The 12,005-nt window shown below is 35.8% G+C and carries 9 protein-coding genes; 8 read left to right on the top strand and 1 reads right to left on the bottom strand.

Annotated elements, in window-relative coordinates; all coding sequences use genetic code 11:
* Nucleotides 1-1,272: DNA recombination protein RmuC (gene rmuC, locus HHU12_RS31375; RefSeq protein ID WP_169660692.1), on the bottom strand; the 1,272-nt coding region annotated here is incomplete at its 3' end.
* Between the two features lie 242 nt (nucleotides 1,273-1,514).
* Here rmuC and HHU12_RS31370 point away from each other — a divergent pair.
* The 8 genes from HHU12_RS31370 to HHU12_RS31335 all read left to right on the top strand — a co-directional run bounded on the left by HHU12_RS31370 (nucleotide 1,515) and on the right by HHU12_RS31335 (nucleotide 11,615).
* Nucleotides 1,515-2,549, top strand: a complete 1,035-nt coding sequence (locus HHU12_RS31370) for a DUF481 domain-containing protein (protein WP_169660691.1) — start codon at nucleotides 1,515-1,517, stop codon at nucleotides 2,547-2,549.
* A 317-nt stretch (nucleotides 2,550-2,866) separates the two neighbouring features.
* Complete coding sequence (locus tag HHU12_RS31365) at nucleotides 2,867-3,721, top strand: hypothetical protein (RefSeq protein WP_169660690.1); 855 nt, start codon at nucleotides 2,867-2,869, stop codon at nucleotides 3,719-3,721.
* A 155-nt stretch (nucleotides 3,722-3,876) separates the two neighbouring features.
* Entirely contained in the window at nucleotides 3,877-4,272 is a 396-nt protein-coding gene (locus HHU12_RS31360) for an FtsL-like putative cell division protein (protein ID WP_169660689.1), read from the top strand.
* 12 nt (nucleotides 4,273-4,284) lie between these two features.
* Nucleotides 4,285-6,384 carry a penicillin-binding protein gene (locus HHU12_RS31355; RefSeq protein WP_169660688.1) on the top strand — a complete coding sequence of 700 codons (2,100 nt, stop codon included), beginning with the start codon at nucleotides 4,285-4,287 and terminating at the stop codon, nucleotides 6,382-6,384.
* Between the two features lie 12 nt (nucleotides 6,385-6,396).
* Nucleotides 6,397-7,860 carry a UDP-N-acetylmuramoyl-L-alanyl-D-glutamate--2,6-diaminopimelate ligase gene (locus HHU12_RS31350; protein WP_205960045.1) on the top strand — a complete coding sequence of 488 codons (1,464 nt, stop codon included), beginning with the start codon at nucleotides 6,397-6,399 and terminating at the stop codon, nucleotides 7,858-7,860.
* A 24-nt stretch (nucleotides 7,861-7,884) separates the two neighbouring features.
* A complete protein-coding gene (gene mraY / locus HHU12_RS31345; RefSeq protein ID WP_044202678.1) occupies nucleotides 7,885-9,099 on the top strand; it encodes a phospho-N-acetylmuramoyl-pentapeptide-transferase in 1,215 nt (404 codons plus the stop codon).
* 5 nt (nucleotides 9,100-9,104) lie between these two features.
* Complete coding sequence (gene murD / locus HHU12_RS31340; RefSeq protein ID WP_169660687.1) at nucleotides 9,105-10,406, top strand: UDP-N-acetylmuramoyl-L-alanine--D-glutamate ligase; 1,302 nt, start codon at nucleotides 9,105-9,107, stop codon at nucleotides 10,404-10,406.
* 12 nt (nucleotides 10,407-10,418) lie between these two features.
* Nucleotides 10,419-11,615, top strand: a complete 1,197-nt coding sequence (locus HHU12_RS31335) for an FtsW/RodA/SpoVE family cell cycle protein (RefSeq protein WP_169660686.1) — start codon at nucleotides 10,419-10,421, stop codon at nucleotides 11,613-11,615.
* Nucleotides 11,616-12,005: the final 390 nt, after the last annotated feature.

The raw sequence follows: 12,005 nt of genomic DNA, 5'->3' as shown, positions 1-12,005 counted from the left end.
ATTACGCCACAATTCCTCTATTACTTTAAGTGTCGCCATCAGAGTAGTTGGACCAACGATCACTACTTTTTTATGATAAGCGTAATCCCAAAGGGCATCATCTTCCTGTAATGCCACTAAAAATGCAGGTTCAATTGGGATAAACATCATGACATAATCCAATGTTTGAATCCCCTCTAATTGTTGATAGTTACGCTTTGCCAGCTCATCAATATGACTTTTCAGAGCACGAATATGCAATTGAATTTCGTGTTGCTGTTCTATCTTATCTTCAGCATTAATAAAACGTTCATAAGCATTTAAAGATACTTTTGAGTCAACTATGATTTGCTTTCCTTCGGGATAATTGATTATCACATCAGGCTTTTGCAAATCACCTTCTTCAGTTCTGTAAGTCGGTTGTACTAAGTATTCATGTCCTTCTCTCAATCCTGATTTTCTTAATACAGAATCCAAAATCATCTCACCCCAGTCACCCTGCGTTTTTGTATCTCCTTTTAGTGCTTTTGTTAAGTTTTGAGCATCCTGAGAAATTTGATGATTCAGTTCTCTCAACATTTTCAATTCGGTTCTTAAAGAAGAACGTTCATTGGATTCTTTGCCATAACTGTCTTCAATTTTCTTTCTGAAGTTTTCAATCTGATCTTTAAAAGGATTAAGCACCAAATCAAGGTTACTTCTATTCTGTTGGGTGAATTTATTGGTATTTTCCTCAAAAATGCGTTGAGCAAGGTTTTCAAATTCCTTTTTAAAATGCTGATTCAATTGTTGCACCTCGTGATTTTGCTGTCCTAATTTTTCTTCCAAGAAAGTTAGTTTTTCAGTCAATGCTACAATCTCCTCTTTTAAAGAAATATTCTCTTCATTCAGTGTCAGATTAAGGTTTTCTAATTCTAATTTTCCTTGCTGAACAACCTCTAATGTCCCTTTGTTTTTTGCTTCAGTACTGACAATTAATTCATAATTAGTACGAAGACTGTTTAATTGGTTTTGGACTTCTGTCAGTTTATTCGACTTTTCCTCTACCCTTACTTTTGAAGTATTGATTTCAACAGAAAGCTGATTATTGATATTCTTCAATTGTTCCACTTCTGTCTTTAATTGTTCTTGACTTTGGTTAAGTTTCAGACGCTCTTTCACCTCTAATCTAAATCGTGCTTCTTCATTGGCATATTTCTGACGATAATAGAAATAGACAAAACAAGCACCTATCAGTAAACCTATAAAAAATACAATAATGAGTAATATGATAACGGAAGTCTCTAACTGCATAATCTTCTGAACAATCTTTTTGATAAAGTTTACACGAAGTTAGTAGAAATAGAGTAGTACATAAAATGATTTATTAAAAGCCGATCTTAATTTTTAGATAGATAACTTATTCTCAATACTTCAATTAGTTTACATTTCTATTTTATTTCAGAAAAAATGTTTTTAAATTTTATAAACTACTTTAGATAAACAAATAGTAGTCACTCTTCAATCGCAAATTAATATTAACTCAAAACTATAAAATGAGAAATTTCATACTATTATTCTTCTTTTTTACGCCCTTCATTTCATTTGCACAGATGGACTCCTTGGTCATGATCAATGGAGATGTTATTGTTGGTGAAATCAAAAACATGAACAGAGGCGTTGTAGAGATCGAAACAGATTATTCTGATTCAAATTTCAAAATAGAATGGGAAGGCATTCAAAGCATAGTGTGCAATACAGACTTCATGGTTACACTCTCCGATGGTAGAAGAATTAGTGGTAAAATTGTCTCTACGGACCCTTCTTCTTACCAAATTATTTCAGATGAAATAGGCACACTTGATGTTGAGCCGAATGATATTGTTTACTTAAAATCTGTTGAAAAGTCTTTTTTAAGTAAACTATCTGCGAGTATAGATGTAGGTTACAGTTATGCAAAGGCCAATAACTTATCCCAGCTGAACGGTTCTGCTTTTATGGGGTATAACACAAAAAGATGGGCACTTTCACTGAGTATGAATAGTCTTCGTTCAACACAAGACAATGTTGCAGCGATTGAAAGAAATGATGGAACTCTGACCGGTAATTATTACTTACCTTATGGCTTTTATGGCACCGTGGACTTCAGATATTTAACCAATACAGAACAATCTATCAACCTCCGTACTACAACTTCACTGGGTATTGGTAAATATATAATTCATACCAATGCTGCTTATTGGGGTTTCTCTACTGGTGCTTCGTTCTTGAGTGAATCATTTAATCAAACAACTGATGAAAATGGTGATCCTTTCACAAAACCTTCTACGAACAGTGCTGAATGGTATTTGGGTACTGAAGTGAATTTATTTGATACAGGGGATCTCTCATTCAATACCAACGCCAGAGGTTCACGAGCATTGAGTGGAGAAGACCGTTGGCGTGCTGACGTTGGGGCAAATATCAAATATGATTTACCTTATGACTTTTATCTAAAAGCAGGTTATAATATGAACTACGATAGTCAGCCTGCTGAAGCTGGAAAGGAAGTCGATTACCAATATTCATTCGGTTTCGGCTGGGAATTATAGAATAAGTACAAATTCAAAATTATCTAATACTAATTCCATTTATTATTTTGCGATTACTTCCTTCAAAAAACTTTCAATAGAACCACTATTAATACGTTTTTTAGCGTTGTACTCACAAAATATAAATTAGAATTAACTATCATTTATTTTTGACTTTGTACTTATTATTCAAAAGTTATCCTTTTTCATTTTTAAAAAATACTTTAGATGTATTATTTTGTGGTTGATTTTACAAATGCAAAATGACTGAAAAGATTTTTTTAAATAAGGTGGGCAAACGAAGAAAAATACTTATCGGATTAGTAATCACACTTTTGATGCTTAATCTTCTACAACTTTACTTAAGGTCTGATAATACTTCACATCTTCAGGATAGGGTTCAAAGTAAGAACGTTGAGCTTGTTTTGACCTACACAAAATTGGATTCTATTTCTACAGAATTGAATAAGCAGATTCAAATCCTTGATCTTATGAATGAGGACATTGACTCACTTACGCGTATTAAAAACTCCCTGGAGAAGGAAAAAAAGGAACTTAGATCCATACAATTGATTGAAGAAAACCGATACAATCAGATTAAAAGCAAGGTTAGTGTTTATGAAGGGATTTTAAAGAGGAGGGATTTACAAATTACATCACTTAAAGATGTGAACGACTCTTTGAGCTCAGAAAATCAATACTTAGTTCAGCAGAAAACGACTTTAACAACGCAGATTGACTCTCTGCAGGAACATCAAGGTGAACTTGAACAACTTATTGATGACGCCAAAGCTTTAAGAGCTTATAATATCACTATTTGGGGAGGCAACAGATCGAACAAATTAAAAGAAGGTGTTTCGTTTAAAAGAAAAAGTACTTCTCAGGTGGCTATTCGTTTCAAGCTTTCGCCTAATAACCTTATAAAAGAACAAGACAAAGACATCTTCCTCTGCCTGATTGATGAGGAAGGAGCTACAATTTATAATCCCGATAATCAGATTAAGTTTTTCAGATTGAAAGGCTCTGATGAGAATAGATTTTATACTTCTAAAAAGACACTAAACTACCAGAATGACCTGCAGAATGTCGAGTTAGTTTATGAGTCAGAAAATCTTCTCAACAAAGGTAATTACAGTGTTAATTTATACTGTGATGGTGAGCTTTTAGGTAAATCATCTTTCTCTATTTTGTAGTCTTTTTTTACTCAGGAACACATTTTAGGGTTATTTTTAAAACAAAGCCTTTTTTTTGGTGCTTTTTTCCTATTTTTCTCACTTTGGTTATCATAAAGCAATAGATTTTTAGCAAATTTGAAACTTTAGATACTACATACATTTTTTATTATTCCATGAGAGCAAATACTTATAAAGAAATTCCTGAAAATAAGCCCCAGCATGCTCCTAAAGTTTCCAATTCAAAATGGGTAAAAAAGCTGTCTAAATTAAAATTTATTTCCAGTACAAATGATGATGAGAATAGCCGGTATATTCAGAAAATTCTTTTCGTAACGTTCTTGGGAATTCTTTATATCGCCAATGGGTTTCAAGCTGAAAAGTCACACCTAAGAATCAACAAGCTGGAGAAGTCTGTTGAAAAACTGAGAGTGGAATACAGTACGCTTAAATATGATTTTATCAATGAAAGTAAGCGTTCCAAAATTGAAGAAAGGGTAGCTCCGCTAGGATTGGTGCCGATGGAAACGGCCCCGATTGTGATTTCAGTATCTAATTTAGAAGATCATTAATTTTTTATATAAATGGGAATTAGAAATTCCATATTACTACGTGTAAGGTTTGCATTTTTATTGATTGTGGTCATGGCCGCTGCAATTCTTGTGCGTATTTCAGATTTGCAGTTTGTTGAAAAAGACAAATGGGCTAAAGCTGGTAAAGCGAACAGAGTAAAAGTAAGACGAGTGGATGCAACAAGAGGTAATATTCTTGCTGATGATGGGAGTCTCATGGCTACCTCTATTCCTTTCTATAAACTTGCTTTTGACCCTTGCGTCTCTAACGATAGCATTTTCAATAACGGTATTGACTCTTTGAGCTACTTACTTTCAAGGTATTTCAAAGAAAAGAGTGCAGCTGAATATGACAGCTTGTTAAGAAACGCTAGAAGAAAGAAGAGAAGATACTTGATCCTAAGCCATAAATTGGTGAAGCATCAAGACAAGAAACATATTGACAACTGGCCTATTTTCCGTCAGGGGAGACATACGGGTGGTTTAATTTTCACTAAGTATGAAAAGCGTTTCAAGCCTTTTGAAGACTTAGGTAGAAGAACCATTGGATTTATCAGTAAAGATGAGAATGCTCAGTTTACTGGTAGAGGTCTGGAATTTAGTTTTAATAAGGATTTAGCTGGAACTGATGGTGAGGCATTGTTCCAGAGAGTATCGGGCAACCAATGGAAACCGCTTGATGATGGTGCACAAGTCAGAGCTGAAAATGGTTTGGATATTCAAACCACCATCAGCATGGATATTGAAGAACATGCTCATAAAGTGCTTGAAAAAGCATTGATAGATAATGAGGCCAACTTCGGTACTGTATTATTGATGGAAGTGAAAACGGGAGAAATCAAAGCCATCGTCAACCTTGGTAAAAACTCTAAAGGTGAATATGTAGAAGATTTCAACTATGCCATTCAAGGTGTAATGGAACCCGGTTCTACTTTCAAAAGTGCTTCCATGTTGGCATTGTTAGAGGAATTTGATCTTAATTTAGAGGACTCTGTCAATACCGGTGATGGTAAATATATGTTCTATGATGAATGTATCATGACCGATGCTCACTATAATGGTTTCGGTATGCTGTCAGTAGAAGAGGTGATTGAAAAATCATCTAACATTGGTATTTCCAAATTGGTTTTCAAGTATTTCAGAGAAGATCCAGATCGCTTTATGCATTACTTGGACCGTTTTAACTTAACTTCTACTATTGGTTTCCAAATGGAAGGTGAAGGAAAACCAAATATCAACCGTCCTGGCGACCCCAATTGGTCCGGCTGTTCTCTTCCTTGGATTTCTATTGGATATGAGGTTGAAACTTCTCCCCTTCAAATGCTTACATTCTATAACGCTATTGCCAATGATGGTAAAATGGTAGCACCAAGAATTGTAAAACGTGTATTGAGAGGTAATGATGTAGTGGCTGAATATGGCGTAAGAACGATCAACAAGAAAATCAGTTCTGAAAGATCATTGAAAGCAATGCAAGGAATGCTGAAAAAGGTGGTAGAAAGTGGTACTGCAAGAAAAATCAATACTACAGAATTTGAAATTGCTGGTAAAACAGGTACGACTCAAAAAGTAAAAGCGGGTGCTTATACAAAAAACTACTTCACTTCATTTGTAGGTTATTTCCCTGCCGATGCTCCAAGATATTCAATGATTGTTGCGATTGACGAACCAAAAGGTGCGAAAAGATACGGTGGTGATGTTTGTGCTCCTGTTTTCTTAGACATCGCCGAAGTGGTTTATGCAAGAACGACTGAAAGAGATATTCATTTTGTAGACAACGAAAATGTAAAGGCTTTTCCTTATATAAAAGCAGGAAATTATAACGATTTATTACTGCTGTCAGATGCTTTTGATATTCAACAAGTATCAGAAAACACATCCCAGTGGGTAAAAACAAAAGTTCAGGGTGATACTATTGCTTGGGTCAACGCTACGGTGAAAAAAGGAAGAATGCCTGATGTAAGAGGTATGACATTGAGAGATGCCATGTATCTTATAGAAACGGAAGGTGCAACAGTACATTCTTCTGGAAATGGCCGTGTGGTACAACAATCGATCACACCGGGAGGAAGAATAAATAGTAGAACGAACGTCTATCTCAAACTACAATAAATCAAACTTAAATTGAAGAGAATTAAAAAAATATCGGAATTACTAAAAGGGATAGAATACGACCTTGTGCAAGGCGATTTAAACCAAGAGGTAACAGGTATTGAGCTGGATTCAAGAAAATTGCAAGATGGAAATCTCTTCGTGGCCATTAAAGGCAACGTGATGAATGCCCATCAATTTATCCCCAAAGCAATTGACCTTGGAGCCAAAACTGTATTAATCGAAGACATTCCGGAGGAATTACAAGAAGGAATCAACTATATCAAAGTAAATAGTACTGCGCAGAGTGTAGGCTTATTGGCCTCCAATTACTATGATAACCCATCAGAGAAAATTAAAGTAGTGGCCATTACTGGTACTAATGGCAAGACCACTGTGGTGACTTTGCTTCAAAACTTATTTATGAAGCTAGGCTACAACACAGGGGCTTTAACTACTATTGAAAATAAAATTAATGAGGAAGTTATTCCTACAAAGCTGACCACTCCTGACCCAGTCACTTTACAGTACTTACTGCATGAAATGGTGAAGAAAAACTGTTCTTACTGTTTTATGGAGGCAAGTTCACATGCTATTGTGCAAGGCAGACTGAATGGTATAGACCTTACAGGAGCAATTTTCAGTAATATCAGTCATGATCACCTAGACTATCATGGCACTATGAAAGAGTATATCAATGCCAAGAAAAGGCTGTTTGATACACTTCCAAAAAGTGCTTTTGCTTTGGTGAATATTGATGACAAAAGAGGTAATGTAATGTTGCAGAACTGCAAAGGAAAACATTACACATACGCATTGCACACTATGGCCAATTATAAAGGCAAGCTGATTGATAATACATTTGAAGGAATTCAGATGGAAGTTAATGGTCAAGAAGCGTGGTTCCAATTAATTGGTTCTTTTAATGCTTACAATGTACTTTCAGCCTTTGCTACAGCTTCATGTTTGGGTGAAGATGAAATGACAACGTTGCAAGCATTGTCTGAATTACGACCAGCAAGAGGCCGCTTTGAGCAAATTGTTTCTAAAAATAATATCAGAGGCATTATTGATTACGCTCATACACCCGATGCTTTAGAAAATGTATTGGAGACCATTCGTGATATCAGAGAAGAAGGAGAAAGAATCATTACTGTTGTGGGTTGTGGTGGCGACCGTGATGCGGCAAAGCGCCCAGTCATGGCAAAAACTGCTGCAATGTTAAGTGACTTAGTGTTTCTTACTTCTGATAATCCAAGAACGGAAGATCCTGAAGAAATACTAGAACAGATGGAGGAAGGCATCTCTCCTACTCAAGCCAAAAGAACATCTGTTATTGTGGATAGAAAAGAAGCTATTGCAAAAGCCGTTGAGATGGCCGAACCAAGAGACATCATTTTGGTGGCCGGAAAAGGGCATGAAACTTATCAGGAAGTCAATGGTGTGAGACATCACTTTGACGACAAAGAGGAATTGTTCCTCGCTTTAAAAAAATAATTAGTGCGGTAAAAAAAATAGAACATGTTATATCACTTATTCGAATTTCTACATGATAAATACGATATGATGGGCGCCGGTCTCTTTAGGTACATTACTTTCAGAGCAATGATAGCGACAATCTTATCGATGGCATATATTGGTATTTTCGGTAAACCGATCATCCAAAAATTACAAAAATTACAGATGGGAGAGATTGTCCGTAATCTTGGATTAGCGGGACAAATGGAAAAGCAAGGAACGCCAACAATGGGCGGTATCATCATTATTGGTGCTGTAGTATTCCCTGTTTTATTGGTTGCAGATTTAACCAACGTCTACATTCAGTTGCTTTTAACCACTATTTTATGGACGGGTGCTATTGGCTTTTTAGATGATTATTTAAAAAGAGTAAAGAAAAATAAAGACGGTTTAAGTGGTAAGTTCAAGATTATTGGTCAAGTAGGATTAGGCTTGATTGTCGGTATTACATTAGTGAGTAATTCTGATGTAAAAGTGCGTCAATTCTCTGAGAATCTTGATAAATCTAAACCTATCGTAAAACTACAAGAAGGAGTTGATTACCAAGATGTACAGTCATTGGAAACTACAGTTCCTTTCTTAAAACACAATACATTAAATTATTCTCAACTATTACATAGCGAATCCATTTCACATATCGCTTATGTATTGTTGGTCATTTTTATCATTACAGCCGTTTCAAACGGTGCTAACATCACTGATGGCTTGGATGGTTTAGCCGCCGGAACCTCAGCGATTATTGCCACGGCCCTCGCCATATTTGCCTACCTATCTGGTAACATCATTTTCTCTAATTACTTGAACATCATGTACATTCCTAACTCTGGTGAGATTTCCATTTTTGCCACGGCATTAGTGGGTGCATGTGTCGGTTTCTTATGGTACAATACCTTCCCTGCTCAAGTTTTCATGGGTGATACAGGTAGTTTAGCTTTAGGTGGTGTCATTGCATCATTAGCGATTGTATTGAGAAAAGAATTGATGATTCCATTGTTATGTGGTGTTTTCTTAATTGAAAACCTGTCTGTAATTATTCAAGTTTTCTATTTCAAATACACCAAAAAGAAATATGGAGAAGGTCGAAGGGTCTTTTTAATGGCTCCATTACATCATCATTATCAGAAGAAAGATATTCCTGAACCGAAAATTGTAACACGTTTCTGGATTATCAGTATCCTTTTTGCAATCACTACAATTCTTACGCTTAAAATCAGATAATTTGTATGGCTACATTATTAGTATTAGGAGCAGGAGAAAGTGGAATTGGAGCCGCTCGATTGGCTAAAGCGAAAGGTTATGATGTTTTTGTTTCTGACTATGGGATGATTCCTCAGGAACAAAAAGATGTATTGACAGCGGAACAGATTCCTTTTGAAGAAGGCAATCATGATTTAGCTCCAAAGGATGCTTCTATTGTAGTGAAATCGCCGGGTATTCCTGATACTGTACCGATCATTCAACAGCTGAAACAAAACGGCAGTAAGATTTACTCTGAAATAGAATTTGCCTCTTTGTATACAGATGCAAAAATAATTGCGATTACTGGTACGAATGGTAAAACTACGACTACAAAGTTGATCCATCATTTACTGACGCAATCGGGTATCAATGCTGGATTAGCTGGAAATATTGGTATTAGCTTCGCAAAAGAGGTTTTAGAAAAGGAATATGATTGGTATGTGTTGGAAATTAGTAGTTTCCAATTGGATGATATTGAAACCTTCCATCCCAACATTTCACTGATTTTGAATATTACACCTGATCATCTAGATCGCTATGAATACAGTATTAAGAAATATGCTGATTCAAAATTCAGAATCATTGAAAATTTAACTGAGGAGGATATTTTCATTTACGGAGAGGATGATAAAGTGACTCGTGAGGCTTTCACTTCAAAAACCATCATTCCTCGGACCGTTCCATTTACTAATGAGTTCTTGGATGGAGAAAGTTTAGTCATTCCATTGAATGGAGCTACTTATACTTTCAAGAATTTACCTTTAAAAGGACCTCACAATGCCTGGAATATGAGTGCTGCAATATTGAGTGCTCTTCACGCAGGAATTTCAGCTGAAGCAATTCAAAAAGCATTGCCTTCATTCGTGGGAGAACCTCACCGTTTACAAGAGGTGGCAGTGATTGACGGCATTACTTATGTCAATGATTCAAAAGCAACAAACGTAGAAGCCGCATTATTTGCCTTGCAAAGCTTCAAAAAACCTATCGTTTGGATTGCTGGTGGAACAGACAAAGGAAACGATTATGGACCTTTGATTGATATTGTAAAAGAAAATGTAAAGGCATTGGTTTGTTTGGGAGTGGATAATAAGAAATTGAAAAATGATTTTTCTGAAATCATTCCTGTAGAAGAAACACAAAGCATGAAAAATGCCATTCAATTGGCCAAAAAACATGCTTCTGATCAAGATATTATACTTCTGTCTCCTGCTTGTGCAAGTTTTGATTTATTCAAAAACTACATGGCAAGAGGAATTGAATTTATTCAGGAAGTAAAAGAATTATAAAGAAATAAGAGGATGGAAAAAATCTTAAAGAAACTTGAAGGAGATAGCGTGATATGGGCAGTGATGATTACATTATCCATGTTCTCAGTACTTGTCGTTTATAGTGCTACGGGATCACTTGCTTATATGCAAGCAGGAGGAGATAATGAACATTACCTGCTTCGTCATTCCACTCTAGTTTTTATTGGGTTAATAGGTGCATTTATCTGCCATAGAATTGATTATGTGTATTATTCAAGGCTTTCAAGATATGCCCTTCTATTATCTATTCCACTTCTGATTTTCACTTGGTTATTTGGGTCTGAAATCAACAGTGCTTCAAGATGGATCAATATTCCTTTGATCAACTTCACTTTTCAACCTTCAGATTTAGCAAGATTGGCTTTGATTACCAATATGGCGGCCATGCTTTGGAAACGTCAAAGAGATATTGGTGAATTCAACAAAGCCATTGTTCCGCTTTTGATATGGACAGGAATTATCTGCGGGTTAATCGGTGTTTCAGATATTTCAACAGCCTCCCTCCTTTTCCTAACCATCATGCTTCAATTGTTTATTGGTAGAGTACCTATCAAATACCTTTTGATGTTGATTGTGATTGGAGCCATGGCAGGTTTATTCGTTTATCAATTTGGTCAAAGAGGTGGCACTGCTGTCAGTCGTTTATCCTCTTTTATGAGTGAATCCGAACTTCCTTACCAAGCAGAACAATCTTATATCGCTATCTCAACAGGTGGTTTCTGGGGCAAGGGAATTGGTGACAGTACACAAAGAAACTTCTTACCTCACTCTTACTCCGATTTCGTTTTTGCCATTATTGTTGAAGAATATGGCTTGATCGGTGCTTTGGTTATTATTGGTTTATATCTGACACTGCTGTACCGGGGTATAACCATTGTCGCCAATAGTCAGAAAGCATTTGGCGGACTTTTAGCAGCCGGGCTCACCTTTAGTCTTATTCTCCAGGCTTTTGTACATATGGGTGTTGTCGTCGGTTTGTTACCACTAACAGGTTTGCCACTTCCACTAGTGAGTATGGGTGGTACATCATTACTTTTCACAGGTATGACCGTTGGAATTATTCTGAGTGTAAGTAAATCAGCTCAGGAAGATTCTGAAGAAGTACGTTTTAAAAGAGCGGAAAGAGCTAGTGAAAGAAAGGGGCAAAAAGGTACAAACAGACCTCGTAATGTAAGGATTAGGAATTAATAAAAACTTAAGCAGTCATACATTTAAAATTGGGAAAAGTTAGATTATTATTTTTTTGACTAATCAAGTCAGAATTGAAGAGCATAACATAGCTACGTGATGAAATTCTAACACAGAGTAGTCATAAAAAGAAAGTCTAAAACTTCCGATTTTAATTGTATAACTGCTTACATTCTAGTTATAATTCAAAGGAGAATTGGGAAGATCCACAAAATAATGTTGGTAACTTTTCAATTCTCCTTTACTTTTTTAAGGTTTTTCATACCATTTCAATCCAATTTCTTACTTCTGTAAGTAAAACAAAAAAAGGAGAAACAGCTCTTGAGTTTGACAGTTAATTTCACCCAAACCCCTCTAACGATATCAAAAAGCCATATTTTTAGTGATTTT

This window comes from Flammeovirga aprica JL-4, from assembly GCF_012844305.1.
GTDB classification, from domain to species: Bacteria; Bacteroidota; Bacteroidia; order Cytophagales; family Flammeovirgaceae; genus Flammeovirga; species Flammeovirga aprica.
The sequence above is the reverse complement of the archived record's forward strand: the minus strand, read 5'-3'. Positions and strand labels throughout refer to the sequence as shown.

Excerpts from the sequence above, each read along its gene's own strand:
- mraY (WP_044202678.1), top strand. The coding sequence starts at position 7,885 with ATGTTATATCACTTATTCGAATTTCTACATGATAAATACGATATGATG.
- HHU12_RS31370 (WP_169660691.1), top strand. The coding sequence starts at position 1,515 with ATGAGAAATTTCATACTATTATTCTTCTTTTTTACGCCCTTCATTTCA.
- HHU12_RS31335 (WP_169660686.1), top strand. The coding sequence starts at position 10,419 with ATGGAAAAAATCTTAAAGAAACTTGAAGGAGATAGCGTGATATGGGCA.
- HHU12_RS31360 (WP_169660689.1), top strand. The coding sequence starts at position 3,877 with ATGAGAGCAAATACTTATAAAGAAATTCCTGAAAATAAGCCCCAGCAT.
- HHU12_RS31355 (WP_169660688.1), top strand. The coding sequence starts at position 4,285 with ATGGGAATTAGAAATTCCATATTACTACGTGTAAGGTTTGCATTTTTA.
- HHU12_RS31365 (WP_169660690.1), top strand. The coding sequence starts at position 2,867 with ATGCTTAATCTTCTACAACTTTACTTAAGGTCTGATAATACTTCACAT.
- murD (WP_169660687.1), top strand. The coding sequence starts at position 9,105 with ATGGCTACATTATTAGTATTAGGAGCAGGAGAAAGTGGAATTGGAGCC.